The sequence below is a fragment of the Streptomyces xanthii genome, from assembly GCF_014621695.1.
Classification (GTDB): domain Bacteria; phylum Actinomycetota; class Actinomycetes; order Streptomycetales; family Streptomycetaceae; genus Streptomyces; species Streptomyces xanthii.
In genome coordinates this window covers 2,608,050-2,631,800 of the sequence record NZ_CP061281.1, presented here as the reverse complement: position 1 = coordinate 2,631,800, position 23,751 = coordinate 2,608,050, and the positions used below count along the sequence as shown (strand labels likewise).

Annotated in this window: 23 protein-coding genes and 2 tRNA genes; 16 read left to right on the top strand and 9 right to left on the bottom strand. The window is 71.2% G+C overall.

The annotated features are described in order from the left end of the window. Nucleotides 1–14: 14 nt before the first annotated feature. From IAG42_RS11845 to IAG42_RS11830, 4 genes are all read left to right on the top strand, one after another. A complete protein-coding gene (locus IAG42_RS11845; protein WP_188336984.1) occupies nucleotides 15–338 on the top strand; it encodes a hypothetical protein in 324 nt (107 codons plus the stop codon). A 187-nt stretch (nucleotides 339–525) separates the two neighbouring features. Beyond that, nucleotides 526–894, top strand: a complete 369-nt coding sequence (locus tag IAG42_RS11840; RefSeq protein ID WP_188336983.1) for a WhiB family transcriptional regulator — start codon at nucleotides 526–528, stop codon at nucleotides 892–894. Continuing rightward, nucleotides 891–1,214 (top strand): hypothetical protein, encoded by a 324-nt coding sequence (locus IAG42_RS11835; RefSeq protein WP_188336982.1) that lies wholly within the window; start codon nucleotides 891–893, stop codon nucleotides 1,212–1,214. Before IAG42_RS11840 ends, IAG42_RS11835 begins: the two co-directional genes overlap by 4 nt. A gap of 172 nt (nucleotides 1,215–1,386) precedes the next feature. After that, nucleotides 1,387–1,590 (top strand): hypothetical protein, encoded by a 204-nt coding sequence (locus IAG42_RS11830; RefSeq protein ID WP_188341795.1) that lies wholly within the window; start codon nucleotides 1,387–1,389, stop codon nucleotides 1,588–1,590. Nucleotides 1,591–1,722: 132 nt separating this feature from the next. On the opposite strand, the gene IAG42_RS11825 is transcribed toward IAG42_RS11830, so the two are convergent. Next, nucleotides 1,723–3,117 carry an ABC1 kinase family protein gene (locus tag IAG42_RS11825; protein ID WP_188336981.1) on the bottom strand — a complete coding sequence of 465 codons (1,395 nt, stop codon included), beginning with the start codon at nucleotides 3,115–3,117 and terminating at the stop codon, nucleotides 1,723–1,725. A 67-nt stretch (nucleotides 3,118–3,184) separates the two neighbouring features. Further along, entirely contained in the window at nucleotides 3,185–4,348 is a 1,164-nt protein-coding gene (locus IAG42_RS11820) for a ThiF family adenylyltransferase (protein WP_188336980.1), read from the bottom strand. A gap of 248 nt (nucleotides 4,349–4,596) precedes the next feature. On the opposite strand from IAG42_RS11820, the gene IAG42_RS11815 reads away from it, so the two are divergent. From IAG42_RS11815 to IAG42_RS11800, 4 genes are all read left to right on the top strand, one after another. Next, nucleotides 4,597–5,193 carry a M48 metallopeptidase family protein gene (locus tag IAG42_RS11815; protein ID WP_188336979.1) on the top strand — a complete coding sequence of 199 codons (597 nt, stop codon included), beginning with the start codon at nucleotides 4,597–4,599 and terminating at the stop codon, nucleotides 5,191–5,193. 114 nt (nucleotides 5,194–5,307) lie between these two features. Beyond that, nucleotides 5,308–6,993 carry a TerD family protein gene (locus tag IAG42_RS11810; RefSeq protein WP_188336978.1) on the top strand — a complete coding sequence of 562 codons (1,686 nt, stop codon included), beginning with the start codon at nucleotides 5,308–5,310 and terminating at the stop codon, nucleotides 6,991–6,993. Nucleotides 6,994–7,004: 11 nt separating this feature from the next. Further along, nucleotides 7,005–7,685 (top strand): AIM24 family protein, encoded by a 681-nt coding sequence (locus IAG42_RS11805; protein ID WP_188336977.1) that lies wholly within the window; start codon nucleotides 7,005–7,007, stop codon nucleotides 7,683–7,685. 16 nt (nucleotides 7,686–7,701) lie between these two features. After that, nucleotides 7,702–8,457 carry an AIM24 family protein gene (locus IAG42_RS11800; protein WP_188336976.1) on the top strand — a complete coding sequence of 252 codons (756 nt, stop codon included), beginning with the start codon at nucleotides 7,702–7,704 and terminating at the stop codon, nucleotides 8,455–8,457. An 80-nt stretch (nucleotides 8,458–8,537) separates the two neighbouring features. On the opposite strand, the gene IAG42_RS11795 is transcribed toward IAG42_RS11800, so the two are convergent. Together IAG42_RS11795 and IAG42_RS11790 are read right to left on the bottom strand one after the other, a co-directional pair. Beyond that, on the bottom strand, nucleotides 8,538–9,062 hold the full coding sequence (locus tag IAG42_RS11795) for an NUDIX hydrolase (protein ID WP_188336975.1): 525 nt from the start codon (nucleotides 9,060–9,062) through the stop codon (nucleotides 8,538–8,540). Next, entirely contained in the window at nucleotides 9,059–10,525 is a 1,467-nt protein-coding gene (locus IAG42_RS11790; protein WP_188336974.1) for a zinc-dependent metalloprotease, read from the bottom strand. The genes IAG42_RS11795 and IAG42_RS11790 overlap by 4 nt, the downstream gene beginning before the upstream one ends. Nucleotides 10,526–10,717: 192 nt before the next feature. Here IAG42_RS11790 and IAG42_RS11785 point away from each other — a divergent pair, with 192 nt between their 5' ends. The 4 genes from IAG42_RS11785 (at nucleotide 10,718) to IAG42_RS11770 (ending at nucleotide 13,897) form a co-directional block, all read left to right on the top strand. Next, nucleotides 10,718–11,830 carry an SDR family oxidoreductase gene (locus IAG42_RS11785; protein ID WP_188336973.1) on the top strand — a complete coding sequence of 371 codons (1,113 nt, stop codon included), beginning with the start codon at nucleotides 10,718–10,720 and terminating at the stop codon, nucleotides 11,828–11,830. Nucleotides 11,831–11,982: 152 nt separating this feature from the next. Next, complete coding sequence (locus IAG42_RS11780) at nucleotides 11,983–12,447, top strand: molybdenum cofactor biosynthesis protein MoaE (protein WP_188336972.1); 465 nt, start codon at nucleotides 11,983–11,985, stop codon at nucleotides 12,445–12,447. Nucleotides 12,448–12,550: 103 nt separating this feature from the next. Beyond that, the gene (locus IAG42_RS11775) at nucleotides 12,551–12,721 is read left to right on the top strand and encodes a hypothetical protein (protein ID WP_188336971.1); all 171 of its coding nucleotides are present in this window, start codon (nucleotides 12,551–12,553) and stop codon (nucleotides 12,719–12,721) included. A gap of 90 nt (nucleotides 12,722–12,811) precedes the next feature. Beyond that, nucleotides 12,812–13,897, top strand: a complete 1,086-nt coding sequence (locus IAG42_RS11770) for a YlbL family protein (protein WP_188336970.1) — start codon at nucleotides 12,812–12,814, stop codon at nucleotides 13,895–13,897. Between the two features lie 128 nt (nucleotides 13,898–14,025). Here the strand turns inward: IAG42_RS11770 and IAG42_RS11765 are convergent, their stop codons facing one another. Then, nucleotides 14,026–14,568, bottom strand: a complete 543-nt coding sequence (locus IAG42_RS11765) for a PPA1309 family protein (protein ID WP_188336969.1) — start codon at nucleotides 14,566–14,568, stop codon at nucleotides 14,026–14,028. A gap of 136 nt (nucleotides 14,569–14,704) precedes the next feature. Here IAG42_RS11765 and IAG42_RS11760 point away from each other — a divergent pair, with 136 nt between their 5' ends. From IAG42_RS11760 to IAG42_RS11745, 4 genes are all read left to right on the top strand, one after another. Continuing rightward, nucleotides 14,705–17,638: a UPF0182 family membrane protein gene (locus tag IAG42_RS11760; protein ID WP_188341321.1), complete on the top strand. Its 2,934-nt coding sequence runs from the start codon at nucleotides 14,705–14,707 to the stop codon at nucleotides 17,636–17,638. Between the two features lie 43 nt (nucleotides 17,639–17,681). Continuing rightward, nucleotides 17,682–17,755, top strand: a tRNA-Met gene (locus IAG42_RS11755). Between the two features lie 228 nt (nucleotides 17,756–17,983). Continuing rightward, nucleotides 17,984–19,798 (top strand): tetratricopeptide repeat protein, encoded by a 1,815-nt coding sequence (locus tag IAG42_RS11750; RefSeq protein ID WP_188336968.1) that lies wholly within the window; start codon nucleotides 17,984–17,986, stop codon nucleotides 19,796–19,798. 100 nt (nucleotides 19,799–19,898) lie between these two features. Further along, nucleotides 19,899–19,972: transfer RNA gene (locus tag IAG42_RS11745), tRNA-Met, on the top strand. A gap of 59 nt (nucleotides 19,973–20,031) precedes the next feature. Here the strand turns inward: IAG42_RS11745 and IAG42_RS11740 are convergent. The 4 genes from IAG42_RS11740 to IAG42_RS11725 form a co-directional block, all read right to left on the bottom strand. Beyond that, nucleotides 20,032–21,168, bottom strand: a complete 1,137-nt coding sequence (locus IAG42_RS11740) for an ABC transporter substrate-binding protein (RefSeq protein ID WP_188336967.1) — start codon at nucleotides 21,166–21,168, stop codon at nucleotides 20,032–20,034. A gap of 68 nt (nucleotides 21,169–21,236) precedes the next feature. After that, nucleotides 21,237–22,103 (bottom strand): ABC transporter permease, encoded by an 867-nt coding sequence (locus IAG42_RS11735; RefSeq protein ID WP_188336966.1) that lies wholly within the window; start codon nucleotides 22,101–22,103, stop codon nucleotides 21,237–21,239. Then, nucleotides 22,100–22,870, bottom strand: coding sequence for an ABC transporter ATP-binding protein (locus IAG42_RS11730; RefSeq protein ID WP_188336965.1), 771 nt, complete (start codon nucleotides 22,868–22,870; stop codon nucleotides 22,100–22,102). The genes IAG42_RS11735 and IAG42_RS11730 overlap by 4 nt, the downstream gene beginning before the upstream one ends. A 336-nt stretch (nucleotides 22,871–23,206) precedes the next feature. Next, a complete protein-coding gene (locus IAG42_RS11725; RefSeq protein ID WP_188336964.1) occupies nucleotides 23,207–23,623 on the bottom strand; it encodes a Fur family transcriptional regulator in 417 nt (138 codons plus the stop codon). Nucleotides 23,624–23,751 lie beyond the last annotated feature (128 nt).

Genomic DNA, 23,751 nt, shown 5'->3' with positions numbered 1-23,751 from the left:
AGGAGGCGATTCCAGTGATCAGCATCACCACCAGCTCCATCAGCACCGTCAAAATGACCGATCGCTCGGTCGTCGCTTCCTGCCTGCTCGGCTTCTCGAACCTGGGCACCGGTCTGTCTGGCGTCAGCGCCATGCGTCCGGAGTCCGGCCTGTCCCTCGCGGGTCTTCCCATTCGCGAGGGCAATGAGCGACCGACCAAGGCACCGGAAGCGGTAGCGACGGCACAGGCTCAGGCCTATGCCTTTGCGGCGGCCGGTGCCGGATTCCGGAAGCAGACGACGCACCACCACACGATGTGGGCCTTCCGTGGGCTCGAACCCTGGAGTGATCCAGTCTGATCGACGATCAGACCGGCGCCTTCAGGGCCGCGGAACCCCATCCGGGATCCGCGGCCCTTCTGTTTTCCCGGAAGTTCCAGAGACCTTCCGGGGACCCAGCACGAAGGGGCCTCGGGACAAGAAAAGAACCCGGTACCACCGCCACCCGGCCCACCGGCCGGAACGACCAGACGAGGAAGAAAACACCGTGCAACTCGAAGCGCACGCCCCGTCCGTACCGCCTTCAGACACTCTTTCCCCGCCCGGCCTCACGGAGGACCTCACCTTGAACCCCCTCACCGCGCTCACCGCGCTCGACGACGCCATCGAGAACCTCGGCGTACCCGTCCCCTGCCGTGCCTACGACCCGGAGGTCTTCTTCGCCGAGTCCCCGGCGGACGTCGAGTACGCCAAGTCGCTCTGCCGCACCTGCCCGCTGGTCGAGGCCTGCCTCGCCGGCGCCAAGGAGCGTCGTGAGCCGTGGGGCGTCTGGGGTGGCGAGCTGTTCGTCCAGGGTGTCGTCGTGGCCCGCAAGCGGCCGCGTGGACGTCCGCGCAAGAACCCGGTCGCGGCATGAACGCCCGAGGAACGATCGACCGCCCCCTGACGCACGACCCCAAGAAGCAGGCCCCGATGAAGCCGTCCACGAGCGAGCCCGCCGGCTCCGCGATCCCAGACTTCACCACGCCCGGTGCGACCGACTCGCGCCAGAACAGGACCCGACAGATGCAACTCATTCCAGAAGCCATGGCGCGTGCGCATATGCACGAGCGCCTGAGCGAGGCGGAGGCGGAGCGCCAGGCCATGCGCCTGGTGATCGCCCGCCGCATGCAGCGGCGCGCCGAGCGCGCGTCGTGGCGTGCCCGCCGCGCGCTCGCGATGGCCGTCATGCAGTGACGATCGCCGTCAGGCGGTGACCGCGACGGCTGCGCAGTGACAGCTCATGCGGCACCACCGTGCCGACGACAGCCGCCGCGGTGAGCGGTGGTACCCGGGGGCCGGTCCGAGAGGACCGGCCCCCGGTGCGTGGTGCGCACCGATCATCAGCCCGCGGAGTTATCGTCGCCGGGTGACGTCTCTTCCCGGCGGGGACTCCACGCAGCGACCCGAGGAGCGCACCGTGGTGTGCGCCCGATGCGGCACGACGGCGGAGGAGATGCCGCTGACCTGGACCAGTTCCGTCGAGGGCGGAGTGCGGCGGACGTACTGCGACACCTGCTCCCGCGAGAACATCCGGGCCATCGAGGGGCGCCTCGACTCCGAGTGGTGGTGACACCGGCCCGGTGGTGACGCGGCCCTGTCGGTGGCATCTGGTCCCGGCGGTGGCGCAGGACCCCGTCGGGTCGGTGGCACCTGGCCCCGTCGTCGGCACATGGTCCCGGCAGTGGCGCGGGCCCGGAGCGGCTCAGGCCTCGGCGGCCGGCTCCGGATCCAGCCTGTCGTCCTCGGCTTCCCCGAAGCCCTCCTCCTCGTCCTCGTACTCCAGGAACCCCGGAACCCAGGCCTCCAGCTCGTCCCGCAGCCGCACCGTCGCCCCGAGCTGACACAGCACCCCGATCGTGCTGAGCGTCACCCGGTGTATCAGCAGGTACGAGGGCGGCAGGTTGAGCTGCTTGCCCAGCTGGTGCGCGGGGGAGCGGATGTCGGCGATCCGCGCCGCCTGGTTCCGCATCCAGCTGCGGGTGAAGGTGAACGAGTCGACCAGGGCCGGCTCGATGATCGGCACCAGGTAGTCCAGGACCGCGTCCGGCTCCAGCTCGATCGAGTCCTTGACGAAGCCCTCCTCGCGGAGCATCTCGTAGACCCCGACCGCGTCACCGGACAGCGTCATCCGCAGCGAGTGCCCGATCGGCTCGGGCAGGCCGCCCGGCAGCCGGTCCACCGTGCCGAAGTCCAGGACGCCCAGCCGCCAGCCCTGCTCCTCGTCGGGCAGCAGCCGGAAGTTCCCCGGGTGCGGATCCGCGTGCAGCAGTCCCGTGCGGGCGGGACCGGAGAAGAGGAAGCGGGCCAGCAACTGGCCCGCGCGGTCCCGCTGTTCCTGATCCCCGTCGCTGATCACGTCCGCCAGCGGAATCCCGTCGATCCACTCCGTCACCAGGACCTGCTCGCACTGGTGCACCACGTGCGGCACGACGACGTCCGGGTCGCCGTCGAACTCCTCGGCGTGCGCCTGCTGGGCCTGAGCCTCCAGCGCGTAGTCCAGCTCCTCCGACACCCGGTCGCGCAGCTCCGCGATCAGCGGCTTGATGTCCATCCCCGGGATGAGCGGCCCCAACAGGCGGGCGAAACGGCCGAGTTGATTCAGGTCCGACAGCAGTGCCTCGCCGGCGCCCGGGTACTGCACCTTCACCGCGACCGCGCGGCCGTCGTGCCAGACGGCCCGGTGCACCTGCCCTATCGACGCGGCGGCCGACGGCTTGTCCTCGAACTCCTGGAACAGCTCGCGCCATTGCTCGCCGAGCCGCTCCTCGAGCACCTTGTGCACGGTGCGCGTCGGCATCGGGGGCGCCGCTTCCTGGAGCTTCGTCAGGGCGGCCCGGTAGGGTCCCGCGACCTCCTCGGGCAGCGCGGACTCGAAGACGGACAGGGCCTGCCCGAACTTCATCGCCCCGCCCTTGAGCTCGCCCAGCACCTTGAACAGCTGCTCCGCCGTGCGCTGCTGCAGCTCCCGGCCCACGATCTCGGCGGACTTGCCGCCGATCCGCTTGCCGATGCCCCAGGTCGCACGCCCCGCGATGCCGATCGGCAGCGCGGCCAGCTTGGCGGTCCGGGTAACCGCCTTCCGGGGAAGATCAGACATACACCCCTCCAAGTGCCGGACAGCCGTGCCGCGCATGCCCAGGCGTCGTAGCGCCGTCAGCCGATGCTTACCCCGCCATTGTGTCCTGCGTCCCTCCGCCGACCGAGACCTCCCGCCCGTTAGCTCTCTCACCCGCCCCGCAGGGGCACTCCGGATGCGGCCACACCGGTCGCGCGTGCCAGTCGAGCCCCGGCGCGGAAGCCTCCCAGCGGGCCCCGGTGCTCGACGGCAACTCCCCGTCGAGGAAGGCCAGTCCGTGCGCGGCCGCCAGCCCCGCGACCGCCGTGGCGAGCCCCACGTCACAGGCCTGCACCTGGCGTGAGGCCCGCCCCGAACGCCACTGGACCAGCAGCCGGGGCCAGGTCGGATCGCGGTCCGTGCGATCCAGCAGCAGACAGTGCGCGCAGCCCGTCCCGCCCGGCAGCACCAACGGCCCCACCGTCCCCGTGGCCTCGGACACGCCCGCGTACAGGTGCGGGATGCCGGCCGCGATCAGATCCTCGACCGCGGCCGGGTCGGGGGAGTGCACGGCCAGTCCGTCCCTCGGCGCGACGATCACCAGCGACAGCGGCGGCCCGCCCGGGTCCGGGTCGGCGGGACGGGGCACCGTCCTGCGCCGGTCGGGGCGCGGCGGCCGGTCGGGCGCCATGGTGCGGGCCGTGCGGCGCGCGGCCACGTCGCGGCGCTCGCCCACCGCCTCCACCGGCTGACCGCCGGGCGCCACGTCCCAGGGCTCGACACAGCCGCCGTCCCGCACGTCGACCTGCCCCACCCCCGCGGCGGCCAGCACCGACGCCACCACGGCGCCGACCCGACCCGCCCCTCGGACCTGCACCCGCAAGGCACGCCGGGCGGCCAGGCGCCGCACGCCCTCGGAGGGATCGGCGGTCGTCACGGCCAGCGCCGCGTGATCGGGACGCAGCCGGTCCATGACCGGGGTCTGCTTGCGCAGGGCGTCCGCGGGCGGGCCGCCGCCCGTCGCGTCGTCCAGCAGACCGGCCTCGGTCAGCCGCTCAAGAAGCGTGTCCACATGACCGTCGGGCAGGTCCATCCGTCGGGCCTCCTCGCGCAGAAGGGGCACGCCGCGGGTCCCGTCGAGCAGCGTCAGGAAACTCCCCGTGGCCGTGTCGACCGGACCCAGCACCACCGCGTGCGCCGGCGTCATGCCGAACTGCACCGTGTTCAGGTCGCGCCAGCCGCGCCGCAGCGCTGGTTTCAGGATCGGATGCATCGCTGTGTCCCCCGTGTGCCCGTTCGCATCGAAAACGCTCGTGTCGCATGGAAATCGCACGTGACGTGCGGTCCACGGCGATCGACCGCCAGCTTGCCCGTCCGCTCGCCGGCGTGCTTCGCGTTGTCCACAGGGACGGGGTGATAGTCGTACTAATCGAGCAGGGATCGGGCGGAGCGGGCTCCGGAAGCACACCGAACGGGTCCGGAGGCGGGACTTCCACCCTTCACAGCGGGTAACGTCGAGGCGTGCCCGCCGACCCCTCGCACCGAGCCATGAAGACGCAGCGCAGCACGACCGGACCGCCGTCGGGCGGCCACGTGGCGAGCGCGGTCGAGGTCCGCAGAAGCTCCCGGCGCCGCCGCACCGTGTCCGCGTACCGCGAGGGCGACCGCACCGTGGTCCTCATCCCGGCCCGGATGTCCGAGGCCGAGGAGAAGCGCTGGGTCGGCCTGATGCTCGACAAGCTCGCCGCCCAGGAGAGCAAGCGCGTCCTCGGCGACGCCGAGCTGTCCGAGCGCGCCGCGCACCTCTCCACGCAGTACCTCGAAGGCCGGGCCCGGCCCCGGTCCGTGCGCTGGGTCACGAACCAGAACACCCGCTGGGGTTCCTGCACCCCGGCCGAGGGCAGCATCCGGCTCTCGCACCGTCTTCAGGGCATGCCCGAGTACGTCGTCGACTACGTGCTCCTCCACGAGCTGGCCCACCTGCTCGTCCCCGGGCACGGGCCGCGTTTCTGGAGCCTCCTGGAGGCCTATCCGCGCACGGAGCGGGCGCGCGGCTACCTCGAAGGAGTCGTGGCGGCGGACCGGCTTCCGCAGCTGCCCGGCGCCCGCGAGGAGTGACTCCGTTTCGGGGACGGTTCTGTACCAGGGCTGTACCGACCTCATCCGCTGTCGGTGTTTGCAGTTAGCCTGGCGCGACGCAATCACCATCGGGATGGGGGACGGTCGTTACGCATGGCCAGGGAATTCCAACGCGGCCACAAGGCCAAGATCAGTGACCTCACCGCGGGCACGGACCTGTACGTCGGCGTGCAGATCACCGGCCCCGGACTGAGCTTCGACATCAGCTGCTTCGGCCTCGACGCCGAGGAGCGGCTCTCCGACGACCGGTACTTCGTCTTCTTCAACCAGCCGAAGACACCCGAGGAATCCGTCCAGCTGCTGGGCGCGCAGGCGGGTGACACGGAGTCTTTCCGCGTCACACTTGAAAAGATCCCCGCGCACATCCAGAAGCTGTCGTTCACCGCGACCATCGACGGCGCCGGCCAGATGTCGCAGGTCGCCCCCGGTTACCTCCGCATCGTCGCCGGAGGCGAGGAGGTCGCGCGGTACGCCTTCCACGGTGGCGAGTTCTCGACCGAGCGCGCCGTGATGCTGGGCGACTTCTACCTCAAGGACGTGTGGCGCTTCGCAGCCGTCGGCCAGGGCTTCGACGGAGGCCTCGACGCGCTCCTGAAGAACTTCGGCGGCGAGGTCGCCGAAGAGGAGCCGGCCGCCGCGCCGCAGCAGGCCGCGAACCCCGGTTTCGCGCCGCCCGCCCAGGCCGCCGCGCCGCCCGCCTTCGGAGCCCCCTCGGCCCCGGCCCCCGCGCCCGCCCCGGCCCCCGCGCCGGCAGCCCCGGCTCCGGCTCCGGTCCCCGCGCAGGACTTCGCTCCGCCGGCCCCGGCCCCGGCCCCGGCCCCGGCCCCGGCTCCGGCCGCCCCGCCCGTGCACGCGGCACCGACCATCGTCGCGCCCCTGGGCACCCCGCCCGGCCAGGCTCCGACGCCGCCTCCGGGGTACGGCCAGCCGCCGCACGCCCCGACGCCGCCTCCGGGCTACGGCCAGCAGCCGCAGGCGCCGACCCCGCCGCCCGGCTACGGCCAGCAGCCCCACACGCCGGCCGCCCCGCCCGGATACGGCCAGCCGCCCGCCGCACCCTCCCCGTACGGCGCGCCCCAGGGCGCCCCGCAGGGCATCCCGCAGCAGGCCGGCGCACCCGGTGTGGCCGCCGCGCTGGAGAAGTACCGCGAGGCCCCCACGGGACAGCGCTGGACGCCGCAGAACCAGAAGCTGATCCGCGTCGACCTCGGCGCCGCCGGCGGCCAGCCCGTGCTCGCCCGCCAGGGCAGCATGGTGCTCTACCAGGGCAAGGTCGAGTTCAGCTACAAGGGCGCCGGCTTCGCCGGACGCATCGTGGGCAACGCCACCGGCCAGGAGATGCAGCTCATGCGCTGCAGCGGCCGCGGCCAGGTCTTCCTCGCGGAAGCGGCCTCCCACGTGCACCCGATCGAGCTCCAGGGCGACGCGATCTGCGTCTCCGCGGAGAACGTGCTGGCCTTCGACGAGAGCCTCCAGTACGAGGTGCGCCGCATCGAGGGACACGGCATCCCCGGTGGCGCCCTGTTCGTCATGCAGTTCCAGGGCACCGGCACCGTCGTCGTCAAGACGCACGGCACGCCTGTCGTGCTGCCGGTGACGCCGACGACCTTCGCCGACTGCAACGCGGTCGTGGCCTGGTCCGCCGCCGCCCAGGCGATCGTCTCCAGCCAGGTCAGGATGCGGCGCAACGCCTACCCGGGCCACAGCGGGGAGAGCGTGAACCTGCAGTTCCGGGGAGCCCCCGGCAACTTCATCGTCGTCCAGCCGTACGAGGTCTGAGGGAGTCCGTCATGAACCAGCCACTCGCGGGCTTCGCCCCGACCCCGGTAGCCGCCCGCATGGAGAACCACGGCACCCACATGCTGAAGGTCGCCATGCAGACCGGCAACGACCTCTTCGCGCGCGTGGGCTCGATGGTCGCCTACGAAGGGTTCGTCCAGTACGAGCCCAACCCGCCCGCCGTCCGCCAGGTCGCCCGTGAATGGATGACCGGCGAGGGCGCGCCGCTCATGAAGTGCCACGGAGACGGTCTGCTCTACCTGGCCGACTACGGCGCCGACGTCGTCGTCATCAACCTCGGCGGCGAGTCGATCTCCGTCAACGGCACCAACCTGCTCGCCTTCGACGCCCACCTCCAGTGGGGCGTCGAGCGGGTGAAGGGCCTCGCCAAGTTCGCCGGCCAGGGCCTGTGGAACATCAAGATCAGCGGGCAGGGCTTCGTCGCCCTGACCTCGCGCGGCACCCCCATCGTGGTCGACTGCGGTCGCGGCGAGGACGAGACGTACGTGGACCCGGACGCGCTCATCGCCTGGTCGCCCAACCTGAAGGTGAAGGGCAAGCGCAGCTTCAAGGCCGGCTCCCTCATCGGGCGCGGCAGCGGCGAGGCCTACCAGATGGGCTTCTCCGGCGAGGGCATCGTCGTCGTACAGCCCAGCGAGGACAGCACCGACCGCCTCCGAGTCCGGGGCTGAGGGGGAACAGGACATCATGCAGAGTCCGCTTTTCGCGTACAACGAGCAGCAGAGCCAGGAGCGCTACACGGTGCAGAACCCGCAGATGCTGCGGGTCACCCTGGAGGGCCACGACGACATCCTCGCCCGTAAGGGCGCGATGGTCGCCTATCAGGGGCTCATGGAGTTCGACGGCGAGGTCCAGACGTCCGGGCAGCGCCGCTCCCGGGCCCGGACGGGCGAGGGTCTCGACCTCATGCGCTGCCACGGGCAGGGCACCGTCTACCTGGCGAACCTCGCGCAGTACATCCACATCGTCGACGTCGAGCAGGACGGCCTGACCGTCGACAGCAGCTACGTGCTGGCCATGGACTCCTCGCTGCACCACGAGGTGATCGCCGTGGACAGCCAGTTCGGCATCTCCGGCTCCGGCAAGTACCAGCTCAACATCACCGGGCGCGGCAAGGTCGCGCTGATGACGTCCGGGCAGCCGCTGATGCTCCAGGTCACGCCGGACCGGTACGTCAACGCCGACGCGGACGCCATCGTCGCGTGGTCGAACGGGCTGCGTGTCCAGATGCAGGCCCAGACGCACTCCTCGGGCGTCTGGCGCCGCCGCGGCAACACGGGCGAGGGCTGGGAGCTCAGCTTCATGGGCACGGGCTACGCGCTCGTCCAGCCCAGCGAACTGCTGCCGCCGCAGAACGCGGTCGTCGGCCAGGGCATCGCCGCGCAGTACGGCATGGGCCAGCAGGGCGCCCGCGGCCAGAACCAGGGCAACGTCTGGAGCTGACGCGCCACCTGTAGGCAGGCGTAGAGACGGGTAAGGGGCGACCGCCATGGCGGTCGCCCCTTACTCATGCCCTCAGCCGATCACAGCCGCGCCCGTGTCGCCTCCACCAGGCGCACCACCGACCTGTCGGCCACGCCGGCCACCTCGTCGTACGGGAACCAGCGCAGGTCCAGCGACTCGTCACTGATCGCCTCCGTGGCGTCCGCCGGGGCGAGCGCCGCGTACTGGACGTCCAGGTGCTGGGTGCACGGGCCGGGGATCGGATGCCGGTCGAGGCGGACCGGGCCGCCGGGCAGCAGCGTGAGGCCCGGGATGCCGGACTCCTCGGTCGCCTCGCGCAGCGCGGCCGCCTCCAGCGTCGCGTCGCCCGGCTCGCAGTGCCCGCCCATCTGGAGCCACATCTGCAGCTTCTTGTGGAGCGTGAGCAGCACCCGGCCGCGCGCGGGGTCGATCACCAGGGCGCTGGCCGTCAGGTGCCCCGCCGTGCACGGCTTCCACATCCCCGCGTCACCGTGCTCGGCGAGGTGGTCCAGGTAGCCCTGGCGCAGCTCCGGCTGGTCCTCGTAGCGCTTCAGGACGAGGACCGCGTCGTCGTACAGACTCACTTGTCGCCGTCGCCCTCACCCTGGTCGTCCTGCGCGGCGTCGGTGCCCTTGCCGGGCTCCTCGTCCTTCGACAGGTTCGGCTTTCCGGCGGAGCCGGACGCGGCGTCACCGAGCATCTTGTCCAGCTCGGAGAAGTCCAGCTGCTCGTGGTGCACGAAGCCGTCCGGGTCGTCCAGGTCGGACGCCGTCGGCAGCATGTCCGGGTGCGCCCACAGGCCGTCACGGCCGTCGACCCCGCGCGCGTCCGTGAGCGAGGCCCACAGGCGCGAGGCGTCCCGCAGGCGGCGCGGGCGCAGCTCCAGACCGATCAGCGTCGCGAACGTCTGCTCGGCCGGGCCGCCGGTGGCCCGGCGGCGGCGCAGCGTCTCGCGCAGCGCGTCGGCGGACGCCAGACGGGGCTTCGCGGCCGCGTGGACGACCGCGTCGACCCAGCCCTCGACGAGCGCCAGAGCCGTCTCCAGACGGGCGAGGGCCGCCTTCTGCTCCGGCGTGTCCTCCGGCTGGAACATGCCCTGCTGGAGTGCTTCCTGGATCTGCTCCGGGTTCTGCGGATCGAACTGGCCGACCACGTCCTCCAGCTTCGTGGTGTCGACCTTGATGCCCCGCGCGTAGCCGTCCACCGCGCCGAACAGGTGCGAGCGCAGCCACGGCACGTGCGCGAAGAGCCGCTGGTGGGCGGCCTCGCGCAGCGCCAGGTAGAGGCGCACCTCCTCCATGGGGACGCTCAGGTCCTTGCCGAAGGACTCGATGTTCAGCGGGAGCAGCGCGGCCTTGCCCGCCGGGATCAGCGGCAGGCCGATGTCGGTGGACCCGACGACCTCGCCGGCGAGCGTGCCCAGGGCCTGGCCGATCTGCGAACCGAACATGGCGCCGCCCATGGAGCGCATCATGCCGATCAGCGGGCCTGCCATGGCCTGCATCTCCTCGGGCAGCACGTCGCCCATGGCCATGCCGACGCGCTCGGCGACCGGGTCGACGAGCTCCTTCCACACCGGGAGGGTCGCCTCGACCCACTCGGCGCGGCTCCAGGCCACGGCCGAGGCGGCGCCCGAGGGCAGCGACGTCGCGTCGTCGAGCCACAGGTCGGCCAGGCGCACGGCCTCCTCGACCGCGGTGCGCTCGGCGGGACCCACGCTCGCGTCCTTCACACCGTCCTGCGTGCCCTGCGAGACGGTCTGGCGGGCGATGTCCTTGGCCATGTCCCAGTTCACCGGCCCGCCCTCGTAGGAAAGCATCTGGCCGAGCTGCTGGAAGGCCGCCCCCAGGTCGTTCGGATTCATCGAGCCGAACATCGCCGCGAACGGGTTGTCCCCGCCCGCGCCGCCCGGACCGCCCGGGAACCCGAATCCGAAGGGGTTGGCCGGTCCCTGACCGCCACCGCCCTGCTGGTCCTTCTTCTTGCCCTCGTCGCCGTCGTCCGGCTCCTCCGGCGGAAGGCCGAAACCGAATGGGGTGTCACTCACGGGAATCCTCGGCTGGTAAGGCCGCCGGTTTCTTCGCCCGGCGGCGACTGCCCGACTACACACCCAGCGTAGACACCATGGCGGGATCGGGCCTCAGTGCTTCGCCGGCTCATGGCCTGCGGCAGGATGGATGCCTCCTGGTACGTACGCGTCATACACGAACGTACTGAAGACAACCGCTGGAGACGCCCGGTGAGTTCCCCAGATCCGCAGGTTCGCGCAGCGCGAAACCCCTCAACCAGTCCGGCCGCGCGCGGCCCCGTCGTCGCGGTCACCGGTGCCGCGTCCGGCGTCGGCGCCCTGCTCACGGAGCGGCTCGCCGCGTCGGACGAGATCAAGCAGGTGCTCGCCATCGACGAGCGGCGTGGTGAGTGCGCCGCCGCTACCTGGCACATCCTGGACGTCCGCGACCCGGCGATCGCCGAGAAGCTGCGCGGCGCCGACGTCGTCGTCCACCTGGCGCTCGACCTCGACCTGGAGTCCGACCCGGCCGCCCGCACGGCCTACAACGTGCGCGGCACCCAGACCGTCCTGACCGCCGCGGCCGCCGCCGGTGTCCACCGCGTCGTCCTGTGCACGTCCGCCATGGTCTACGGGGCGCTGGAGGACAACGAGCTGCCGCTGTCCGAGGACGCCGAGCTGCGCGCCACGGCCGAGGCGACCGGTGTCGGCGACCTCCTGGAGATCGAGCGGCTCGCCAAGCGCGCCCCGCGCGCGCACCCCGGCCTCAACGTCACCGTGGTGCGTCCCGCGGTGCTCGTCGGCGGCATGGACACGGCTCTCACCCGCTACTTCGAGTCGCCGCGCCTCCTCGTGGTCGCGGGCTCGCGTCCCGCGTGGCAGTTCTGCCACGTGGAGGACCTGTGCAGCGCCCTGGAGTACGCGGTCCTGGAGAAGGTCGAGGGGGAGCTGGCGGTCGGCTGCGAGGGCTGGCTCGAGCAGGAGGAGGTCGAGGAGCTCAGCGGCATCCGGCGCATGGAGCTGCCCTCGGCGGTGGCGCTCGGCGCCGCCGCCCGGCTGCACCGGATCGGCCTGACGCCCTCGCCCGCCGGGGACCTCGCCTACACGATGTACCCGTGGGTCGTGAGCGGCAGCCGGCTGCACGACGCCGGATGGCGGCCCGGATGGACCAACGAGGAGGTCCTCGCGGAGCTCCTGGAGGAGGTCGCCGGACGGCACACCGTGGCGGGCCGGCGGCTCGGCCGCAAGGACGCGACGGCGGCCGGCGCGGCCGGTGCGACGGTGGCGCTGCTGGGCGCGGCCGCGGCCGTGCGCCGGGTCCGCAAGGCGCGGCGCCGCATCTGAGGCGGGGCGCGGCCGACGGGTCGTCCAGCGGAAACGCTCCTGCCGGCCGCGAGAAGGCTTCTTCTCCTGTAGGAGCCTCCAAGCCGCCCCGCGCGCGTGCCGGGCGATAGCGCTATTCACCGTTGTCGCCGGTGTGCGGCACGATGGGAGGCATGGCACCCACGACGCACGACCACCCTGGTGAGCAGGCGGCACACGACCCCATCAAGCTGCTCGCCGTCCGCGAGACCCCGCTCTCCGTCGACGAGGTCTTCCGGGCCGTCGGCGACGACGCCGCGGGCGGCACCACGCTCTTCGTGGGCACCGTGCGCAACCACGACGGCGGTGCCGACGTGGACAAGCTCGGGTACTCCTGTCACCCGACCGCCGAGGCCGAGATGCGGCGCATCGCGGACAAGGTCGTCGCCGAGTACCCCGTACGGGCGCTCGCGGCCGTGCACCGGATCGGCGACCTGGCCGTCGGCGACATCGCCGTCGTCGTCGCCGTGTCCTGCCCCCACCGCGGCGAGGCCTTCGAGGCCTGCCGCAAGCTGATCGACGACCTCAAGCACGAGGTGCCGATCTGGAAGCACCAGACCTTTTCGGACGGTACGGAAGAGTGGGTGGGAGCCTGCTGAGGTTCCGGTTGCGTAACCGCACCCCTGAGGCGAGCGTTGACACTGCGGATGGTTAATCTGCTGATCAGTCAGTTGCGGACGCTCATGGGGTCGGGAGGTCGGCATGGCGGCACTCATGTGGCTGCTCATTCCGGTTGTCGCTGCGGTCGGCGCCGGGTTGTGGGGCTCGTGGGCCGGTCGCAACCGCAAGAAGGCGGGCGACGTGAGCGAGATCGGCGGCTACACACGCTTCCGAGAGGCGATGGACAGGTCGCACTCGCACTCCGGTACGTGACGCGGTCGCGTTCCGGCGCATGAACCGGCCGGGCCCCGTACGGCCCGGCCCCACGGGTGCGCCGGCGGACCCGTCCCGTACTGTCGTTCCATGCCACGCCGCACCGCGACGATGCTCGCCTCGACCCTGATGCTGATCGCGCTGCTCTGCGCAGGGGTGCTCATCAAAGTTCCCTACGCGGAGATGTCCCCGGGCCCGACGGTGAACACCCTCGCGGACCACGACGGCGAACCCGTGATCCAGATCTCCGGTCACAAGACGTACGAGACGTCCGGGCACCTGAACATGACGACGGTCCGCGTCACCAGCGCCGACTACAACATGAACCTGGTGTCGGCGGTCTACGGATGGGTCGCACACGACAGCATCGTGGTGCCGCACGACACGCTCTACCCGGACGGCCAGACCGAGGAGCAGTCCTCGCAGGAGAACGCCGAGGAGTTCAGCCAGTCCCAGGAGAGCGCCAAGGTCGCCGCCCTGAACGAGCTGGACATCCCGGTGAAGTCCTGGGTGATCGTCTCCACCGTCGTCAAGGACAGCCCCTCCGAGGGCCGGCTGCACGCCGGTGACGTCATCAAGGCCGTCGACGGCACGAAGGTCACCCAGCCCTCGGACGTCGCCAAGCTCGTCACCAAGCACGAGCCGGGCGAGGACGTCGACTTCACGATCGTGCCCGTCAAGGAGGCGGCCGCCGCCGAGAAGGAGGGCAAGGTGGCGACCCGTACGGAGCAGGTGACGATCAAGACGGACAAGGCCGACGACGGCCGCGCGATCGTCGGCATCCAGGCCGGCACCGACCACACCTTCCCGTTCCAGATCGACATCAAGCTCGCCGACGTCGGCGGGCCCAGCGCCGGCCTCATGTTCGCCCTCGGCATCGTCGACAAGCTCACGCCCTCGGACCTCACCGGCGGCAAGTTCGTCGCCGGCACGGGAACGATCGACGACGCCGGCAAGGTCGGCCCGATCGGCGGCATCCAGATGAAGACCGTCGGCGCGCGCGCGAAGGGCGCCGAGTACTTCCTGACGCCGAAGGACAACTGCGCGACGGCGGCCAAGGACACCCCGGACGGCCTCACGCTCGTCAAGGTCGACACCATCGACGACGCGATGGACGCCCTCAAGGACATCCGCAGCGGCAAGACCGCCGACCTGCCGCGCTGCACCGCCAAGTAGACGCGCGAGAACGAGCGAGCAAGTAGAGGCGCGAGAACGAGCGAGCAGGTAGACGCGCGAGAAGGGGCGCACCGGGATCTCCCGGTGCGCCCCTTCTCCGTAGGCGGTGCGGTGAGTGACGAACGGACTCAGTCGGCGAAGGTCGCCGACAGGGCCTCGGCGAGACCGGGGACCAGCTTGGAGCCCGTGAGGACCTCCGTGGACGAGTCCTTCTCGCGCAGCCGCAGCGCCGACTCGCGCGTGCCGTCGCGCAGCACCGCGACGGTCATCCGGACCTCCTGGCGGTCGGGGTGCTCGGCGACCCACTTGGCGAGCTTCTTGTCGCTCAGGCCCTCCGGGACGGACGCCTCGGCGGACGGCGGAAGCATCAGCCGCTCGACGGTCAGGGCGCAGCCGGCGACGGCGTCGGGCCACGCGATGGTGCCGAGGAACTCGTCCAGCGGCTTGTCGGCAGGAACCTCGTCCTGCTCGATCGGGGTGAGGCCGGGGGCCTCCTGCTCGCCCTCGAGACCGAGCTGGGCGGCGAGAGCGGGTTCCTGGGCGCGCAGCGCGGCCGTGTCGACAAGGGCGAAGAGGCGAGCGGGCTGGTCCCAGCCGAGGCCGGAGGCGTACTCGTCGATCTCGAGGACGGCCCGGGTGAGGGGGCTCGCTGCCATGGGAGTGTTGGACATGGTCACAATCCTGCCTCGTTCGTCCCCCGAAGCGGGAACTGAGTAAAGCGTGAGTAAGTTGCATAGGTGATGGGTCCGCGATCTCGGGGGCCTGACCGATCGACTGAACTTCGAGGTGCAGACCTTGGCTTTCCAGATGCCGGACCGCGGCGGGGGCCCGACGGGGCCGCGGATCAGAGTGGGCCGACCCTCCCGGCGCGCACGGACGCTGCTGTTGACGCTGGGCGTCCTGGCCGTGCTCGGCATGGCCTTCGTCATGTTCGCCGGGTTCTGGACGGACTGGCTCTGGTACCGGTCGGTCAGGTACTCGTCCGTCTTCACGACGACTCTGTGGACGAAGATCGGTCTGTTCTTCGTCTTCGGCCTGCTCATGGCGGTCGCCGTCGGGGTGAACGTGTGGCTGGCGCACCGGCTGCGTCCGCCGCTGAGCGCCATGTCCATGGAGCAGCAGAGCCTGGACCGCTACCGGATGGGCATCGCGCCCTTCAAGAAGTGGCTCCTCATCGGCATCACGGCCCTGGTGGGCCTGATCGCGGGCGCCTCGGCCGCGAGCCAGTGGCGCACCTGGCTGATGTACGTGAACGGCGTGCCGTTCCACCAGAAGGACCCGCAGTTCCACATGGACGTGGCCTTCTACGCGTTCGACCTGCCCTGGTACCGCTTCCTGCTCGGCTTCGGGTTCGCGGCCACCGTCCTCGGCCTGGTCGCCGCCGCGCTGACGCACTACCTGTACGGCGGGCTGCGCATCACCAGCCCGGGCGCGCGGGCCACCGCCGCCGCGACCGGCCATCTGTCCGTCCTCCTGGGCGTGTTCGTCGCCCTGAAGGCCGTCGCGTACTGGCTCGACCGGTACGGACTCGCGGTGAAGTCGAGTGACTTCAAGGCGACGGACAACTGGACGGGCCTGCGCTACGTGGACGCGAACGCGTACCTGCCGGCGAAGACGATCCTGTTCTGCATCGCCGTCATCTGCGCGATCCTGTTCTTCGCCACCCTGTGGCGCCGCACCTGGCAGCTGCCCGTCATCGGCTTCGGCCTGATGGTGCTCTCGGCGATCCTGATCGGCGGCCTGTACCCGGCCATCGTCCAGAAGTTCCAGGTCCAGCCGAACGAGCAGGCCAAGGAAGCGCCGTACATCCAGAAGAACATCGACGCGACGCGCAAGGCCTACGAGATCGACGACACGCCGATCGAGGACTACAGCGGCAAGGGGTCGTCGGACACCAAGAAGCAGCGCACGGACGCCGACACGGCGGCCAGCTACCGGCTCAACGACCCGAACGTGGTCTCGCCGACCTTCCAGCAGCTCGAGCAGCAGCGGAAGTACTACCAGTTCCCGACCACTCTGGACGTGGACCGGTACGACGGCCAGGACACGGTGGTGGGTCTGCGCGAGCTGAACCTGGGCAAGCTCGACAAGCGCAACTGGATCAACGACCACTTCGTCTACACGCACGGCTACGGTGCCGTGACGGCGAAGGGCACGTCGACGTCCCAGGGCGCTCCCCAGTTCACGGAGTCCGGACTGCCGACCGACGGCAACCTCGGCTCGTACGACCAGCGCATCTACTACGGCGAGAAGACGACGCAGTACTCGATCGTCGGCGGACCGCAGAAGGAGCTGGACTACGAGCAGGAGGACGGCACCCAGCAGACCACCAGCTACAAGGAGAAGAGCGGGGTCAACCTCGACAATCCGGTGAACCGGGCGGCGTACGCGGTGGCCTTCAGCGAGCCGCAGATCCTCTACTCGGGCGCCATCGGCGAGGGCTCGCGCATTCTCTACAACCGCACCCCGAAGGAGCGCGTCGAGGCCGTCGCGCCCTGGCTGACCATCGACGGCGACCCGTACCCGACGGTCGTCGGCGGGAAGATCAAGTGGGTCGTCGACGCCTACACGACGTCGAACGGCTACCCGTACGCGTCGCGCACGACGCTGGGCGACAGCACCGCCGACTCGCTCAACGAGGGCGACAGCCAGCGCGCCGTGGTGGCCCAGCAGAACCAGGTCAACTACATCCGGAACTCGGTGAAGGCGACCGTCGACGCCAACACGGGCGAGGTCAAGCTCTACACGTGGGACTCCGCCGACCCGGTCCTGAAGACCTGGAAGAAGGCGTTCCCCGGCACCGTGGAGCCCAAGAGCGCCATCCCGGCGGACCTGATGGAGCACCTGCGCTACCCGCAGGACATGTTCAAGGTCCAGCGCGAGCTGCTCAGCCTGTACCACGTCACGAAGCCGACCCAGTTCTACAACGCGTCGGACGCCTGGCAGGTCCCCAACGACCCGACCAAGCGGGACAACAGCGCGGTGCCGCCGTACTACCTGTCCATGAAGCTGCCCGGGCAGGACGCCCAGCAGTTCTCGCTGACGACGACGTTCACGCCGAGCGGCCGGCCCAACCTGCGGGCGTTCATGGCGGTCGACGCCGACGCCACCAGCAAGGACTACGGCAAGATCAGGCTCCTCAGAGTCACCGAGGAGAGCGCCCAGGGCCCCGAGCAGGTGCAGAACAAGCTCAACTCCTGGGACCCGGTGGCGAACTGGGTGCGTGACATGAAGGGCGCCGACTCGACGGTGCTCTACGGCAATCTGCTGACCGTGCCCCTGGGCAAGGGCTTCCTCTACGTGGAGCCGATGTACGCCCAGGGACGCAGCTCCGAGTACCCGCTGATGCGTAAGGTCGCGGTCTCCTACGGGGACCGCAGAGGCTTCGCGGACTCCCTGTCGGAGGCGCTGAACCAGGCCTTCGACGTGGACGGGGCGACGCCGCCCGCGGAGCCGGAGAAGCCCGGTGGGGACACGACGAACCCGCCGGAGAACTCGACGGTCAAGGAAGCCCTCGCGGACGCCGAGAAGGCCTTCGAGGACGGCCAGAAGGCCATGAAGGAAGGCGACTGGTCCGCCTACGGCGAGGCGCAGGACAAGCTGCAGGACGCCCTGGAGCGCGCCGAGAAGGCCCAGGACGCGGCCGACAAGGCGGCCGGAACCGAGAAGGACGGCGGCAAGAACGCCGAGAAGGACAGTGCGAAGGACGCCGAGAAGGACGGCGATAAGACCACTGGCTGACCGAAGCCCCTCCCGCGCCGTGCTACGGTTGTGCACACAACGGCGCGGGGTGGAGCAGCTCGGTAGCTCGCTGGGCTCATAACCCAGAGGTCGCAGGTTCAAATCCTGTCCCCGCTACTGATGATCGAAGGCTCGGAAGCATCAGCTTCCGGGCCTTCGGTGCGTCATGGCCCAGGACGTCAAGAGCCGCTGGCATGTGCGAAGACTGTGCGAAGGCTGCGTCGCCCGGGGCCAGTTGGGAAAACTGTGTTTCACTTATCTCTCTGTGGGCATGTCGACAAAACGCTGAAGTGACCTCACGGGCTGCGGTATTCCAGGTGTACCCAGGTTGCAGGTGGTGCGACGATGGACGTTATGGGGGACAAGGCAACTCTGTTGGAGACAGGGCGGTTTGTGCAGCCTTCCGGTCCCGAGGACATGGGGGAGCCGGCTGAGGCCGCAGAAGAAGCACGCCGACGGCTGGCCGCGGAGGCCGGTGACGTCGAGGCGATGAGCGTCCTCGGCGCGATGCTGCTGCGCCGCGGAGACCTCGACGGAGCCGAGCCCCTGCTGCGCGCCGCCACCGGCGAGGGCGACCGGGCCGCCGCCAACAACCTGGGCGTCCTGCTCCACCAGCGGGGCTACGCGGAAGAGGCCGCCGGCTGGTGGCGCATCGCCGCCGTCGCCGGATCCGCCCCGGCCGCCCACGCGCTCGGCCGCCACCACCGCGAGCGCGGCGACGAACCCGCCGCCGAGTACTGGCTGCGCCAGTCCGCCGAGCAGGGCCACACCCTGGGCGCGTACGCGCTGGCGGACCTGCTGGAGCACCGCAGTGACGTCGGCGCCGAGCGCTGGATGCGGGTCGCCGCCGAGCGCGGGCACCGCGAGGCCGCGTACCGGCTCGCGCGTGCCCTCGACCGCAAGGGCGCAGCCGACATCCTCGCCGCCGAGGAGGAGCGCACGCCCGCCGCCGAGGCCGAGCAGTGGTACCGGCAGGCCGCCGCGCGCGGACACCGCCGGGCCGCCCTGCACCTCGGTTCCATCCTGGAGAAGCGCGGCGACCTCAAGGAGGCGGGCCGCTGGTACCTGACGTCCGCGAAGGACGGCGAGCCGCGCGCCGCGTGCGCCCTCGCCTTCCTGCTGCGCGACGCGGGCGACGAGGAGAGTGCCGCCGTGTGGTGGCTGCGCGCAGCCCAGGACGGCGACGGGAACGCGGCGAACGCGCTGGGCGCCCTGCACGCCCAGCGGGGCGAGACGCAGACCGCCGAGCGCTGGTACCGCGCCGCCATGGACGCGGGCGACAACAACGGCGCGTACAACCTGGGCCTGCTGTGCGCCGAGCAGAAGCGCACCCAGCAGGCCGAGAGCTGGTACCGCCGCGCCGCCTACGCGGGCCACCGCGAGGCGGCCAACGCGCTGGCGGTGCTGCTCCTCCAGCACGGCGACGCGACCGGCGCCGAGCCCTGGTTCTCCAAGGCGGCCGAGGCCGGAAGCGTCGACGCGGCCTTCAACCTCGGCATCCTCTACGCGGGTCGCACGGGCGAGGAGGACGAGGCCAAGGCGCTGGAGTGGTACGAGCGGGCCGCCGCCGGCGGGCACACCGAGGCCGCGCTGCAGGCCGGCATCGCCCGGCTGCGCGACGGCGACGAGCAGAGCGCCGAGCGGCACCTGCGGTGCGCGGCCGGCGGCGGCAGCCCCGAGGCGGCCTACCGGCTGGCCTCGCTGCTCGACGTGCGGCGCCCGCCCGAGACCCGGCACGAGCTGGGCGAGCCCGTGATCCAGCGCAGCGAGTGCGAGGAGTGGTACGAGCGGGCCGCCGAGCACGGACACCGGCGCGCCCAGGTACGGGTCGGCATGCTCGCCGCCGCGCGCGGGGACGTCGTGGAGGCGGCGCGCTGGTACCGCGAGGCCGCCGAGGCGGGGTCCCGCAACGGCGCCTTCAACCTCGGCCTGCTGCTCGCGCGCGAGGGCAGCGAGCCGGAGGCCGCCCTGTGGTGGCGCCGCGCCGCGGACGCCGGGCACGGCCGCGCCGCGCTGCGGCTCGCCCTGCTGCGCACCCGCCGCGGCGACCTCGTCGAGGGACAGAAGTGGGCCTCGCGGGCCGTGGAGCTCGGCCCGGCGGAGGTCGCCGAGCGGGCCGCGCGCCTGCGCGACGCACTGCGCCAGGAGCTCTCCGCGTAGGCGCCGCAAGGGCTGCGCGGGGGTCACACAGAGGCTGCGCGGGGGCTGCTGAAAGGAATTTGCGCTGGTCGGGGGCATCCCGTAAGGTTGGGTTCACCGACGCGGGGTGGAGCAGCTCGGTAGCTCGCTGGGCTCATAACCCAGAGGTCGCAGGTTCAAATCCTGTCCCCGCTACTGAAAGTCCGAGGCCCGGAGCCATTGCGCTCCGGGCCTCGGCGCATGTCCGGGGCCGGTCAGGACGTGTGCCCCACGGCCTCCTCGTAGAGCTTGCGGTCCACCGTCCTCGACTCGGGCAGCGGATCGCCCTCGGAGACGCCCGCCGCCTTGTACGCGGCCTGCAGCCGGTCGGTCGAGCCGGAGCGGATCTCCCAGTCCATGCGCAGCGACGGGGTCGACTCCAGGATGCCCTTGTCGATCTTCAGCAGGTCGGCGAGCTCCTTCACGAACGCGGGGTCCTTCTTGTAGTCGCCCGGGAAGTACGTGTTGACCGTACGGATGTACGCGCGCAGCAGGGCGACGCCCGCGTCGGGGTCGTCCTTGAGCAGGTTCGGGCCGAAGAGCAGGCCGCCCAGCGGCTCGCCCAGGGGCTGGCCGCCGAGGAACGCGAAGCGGCGGTCGCCGTCGATCTTGCGCCACACCGGGTCGAGCAGCCAGGCCGAGTCGACGCCGCCGTTCTGCAGCGCGGTCAGCACGTCCGCCGAGCCGAGCTGCTGGAACTGGATCTTGTCGAGGCCGCCGCCGTGCTTCTTCAGGGCCGTGTTCATCGGGTACGAGATGACGGAGCCCTTGCCGATCATCGTGCCGAGCCTGCGGCCGGCCATGGTGACGTGGTCGGCGCTCTCGCCCTTCTTGAGGCGCACCCACAGGCCGCTCTTGGAGGCGGGGTCGGGGGAGAAGTTCCCGGCGACCCACTTGATGTCGAAGCCGCCGAGGATGCCGTTCATGACCGCGGCCTCGGGGGCCGCCCACTGGGCGTCGATGTCGCCCTTGGCGAGCAGGGGCAGCGCCTCGGGCGTCGGCAGCACCTTCAGGGTGACGTCCAGGCCCTCCTTCTCGAACTCGCCCTTCTTGACGGCCATTTCGAGCGGGGCGACGTACTCGGCGGCCAGGGTGCCCGTCGCGATGGTCAGCTTGCGGGTCTTGGCGAGCTTGACCGGGGCGGGGGAGCCGGGGGAGCAGCGGGCCGGTTTACGGTCCGGGGCACGGTCGGCGGGGTCGGTCCAGCCGGCCTTGCCGCAGCCCGCGACCGCCTTGATGGTGCGGGGTTTCGCGGCCGTGCCGGACGTGGAGTCGTTCTTGGCGCAGGCCGCCGTGCCGGTCAGCAGGGCGCCGGTGAGCAGCAGGGGCAGTGCGAGGGAGCGCGTGCGCAAGGGGAGCCTCCGTACAGCGTCATACGTAACACGTAACCGGGAAGGGACTCAGGGGGTGGGCGGCGGCTTCACGACTGGCCGCGGCCGCGGTCGCGCGGGGCCCACGGGGTGAGCAGGCGGCCGGCGAGGCGGACCAGTTCGGAGAAGAGGACGCCGAGCGCGGCCACGCAGACGATGCCCACGAACATGACGTCGTTCTGGAAGAGGGCGCGCGCGTCGAAGATGAGGTGGCCGAGGCCGTTCGTCGCAGCGATCTGCTCGGAGGCGACGATGACGAGGACCGCGACGCCGGCCGCGATCCGCGCGCCCACCAGCACGGCCGGCAGCGATGCGGGCAGCAGGACGTGGCGGAACATCTGCCAGGAGGACGCGCCGAAGACCTGGCCCGCGTCCCGGTGCCCGGCGGGGACCGCGACGACCGCCGCCATCGTCGAGATCCAGACGAAGAAGAAGACCGTCGCCGCGACGAGCGCGACCTGCGGGCCCTCGCCCAGCCCGAACATGTTGAGGAAGACCGGCAGCAGGGCCAGCTTGGGCACCACGTAGAGGGCGTCGAGGAGGGGTTCGAGCGCGGCCCTGACCAGGGCGACCGAGCCCATGAGGAGGCCGAGGAGATAGCCGGAGACGGTGCCGATCGCGTAGCCCGCGAGGACGCGCTTGAGGGTGGCCCACACGTCGGGCCACAGTTCGCCCTCCGCTGCCCGGTCCCAGCCGTCGGCCAGGATCGTGGACGGGGCCGGGTAGACGCGGGCGTCGATCCACTCCTGGGCGGCCGCGAGCTGCCAGAGCAGGACCAGGGCGAGCGGCACGGCGACGGCGAGGGAGAGTTCCAGGGCGCGGCGGCGGCGCCGGGTGCGGACCGGGTGGAGTTCGCGGGGGCCCGGAGCGCGGACCAGGAGGCCGGCGGTGTCCTTCTCTGGGGCGGTCGTCGTCATGCGGGCACCGCCGCGGTGTGCTGCTCCTGGTGCACCTCGCCGCGCAGCAGGTCCCACAGCTCGCCCTTCAGGGCGGTGAACTCCGGGGTGCTGCGGATGTCGCCGGTGCGCGGCCGGGCGAACGGCGGGCGGCGCTCGGCGATCACCCGGCCCGGCCGCGCCGACATCACCAGGACGCGGTCGCCGAGGACGATCGCCTCCTCCAGGCTGTGCGTGATGAACAGCGTGGTGGTGCGGGTGGTCTGGGTGAGGGCGAGCAGTTCGTCCTGGAGGATCGTGCGCAGCTGGGCGTCCAGCGCGGCGAACGGTTCGTCCATGAGCAGGATCTCCGGCTCCACGGCCAGGGCGCGGGCGATGGCGACGCGCTGGCGCATGCCGCCGGACAGGGCGGAGGGGTAGGCGTCCGCGAAGTCGGCGAGGCCCATGCGGGCGAGCCAGTCGCGGGCCCGGGTGTTCGCCTCGCGGCGCGGGACCTTCTGGATGTCCAGGCCGAAGCGGACGTTGGCCAGCACGGTCTTCCAGTCGTAGATGCCGTAGTCCTGGAAGATCATCGCGGCCGGACGGGGGCTGGAGGTGCTGATCTCCAGGGTGCCGGTCGAGGGGCGGGTCAGGCCGGCGGCTATCCGGAGCAGGGTGGACTTGCCGCAGCCGGACGGGCCCACGACGCAGACGAACTCGCCGGGGGTCAGCTGGAGGTCCACGGGGCCCAGGGCGTGGGTCTCGCCGAAGGTGCGGGTCAGTTCTCGGGCGCGGAGTTTGTGGTGCACGGGGCCCTCCGGGGGTGCGGCTGGATGGTGGTGGGCGCCCGCGAGAATATGACGGGGCGTCAGATTGCGGAAGGGGGTGCGTGTGGGGGCGTGTATCTGGGGGCGGGGGCGGTCGCGCCGTTGTGGGTGCGGTTCGTTCGCCGGTGCCGCGCCGTCGTGGCTGGTCGCGCAGTTCCCCGCGACCCTGAAGGCGCACTTCGTGCGGCCTCAGGGGGTGAGCTGGTCGTGCCCCGCGGTGGAGTCGCTGACGGGTGCGGCCCCGTGCCCCTCGCGGAGGGCGTCAAAAAGGGCCCGCACCTGTTGGTGCGGGCCCTCTTCGATGTGTGGCGGGTTGCGTTACGCCGTCGCGCAGGACGGGCACAGGCCCCTGTATGTGACCTCCACGTCCGAGATCGTGAAGCCGAAGCGCTCCGAGTCGGGGAGGTCGGTCAGCGGGTTCCCGCTGGGGTGGACGTCGCGGATCTGGCCGCACTGGGCGCAGACCAGGTGCTGGTGCGGGCGGTGCGCGTTCGGGTCGTAGCGCTTCGCGCGCTTGTCCGTGGCGACCTCGATGACCTCGCCGAGCGAAACCATCTCACCCAGGGTGTTATAGACCGTGGCACGCGAGATCTCGGGCAGCTTGGCGACGGCGCGCGAGTGCACCTCGTCGGCGGTCAGGTGCACGTGATCCCCGTCGAGGACCTCGGCCACGACGCGCCGCTGCGCGGTCATCCGCCAGCCGCGTCCGCGCAGTCGTTCCAACAGGTCACTCATGTAGACCAGCCTAACAGTCGGGGGACCAGGTCCCGAACGGGCGTAACCTTGGAGTATTGCTTGACTTAGACATTGTCCATTGTAGGATCAAGCTCGGCTCAGGCCAAGCGACAGGACAACTCCGGAAG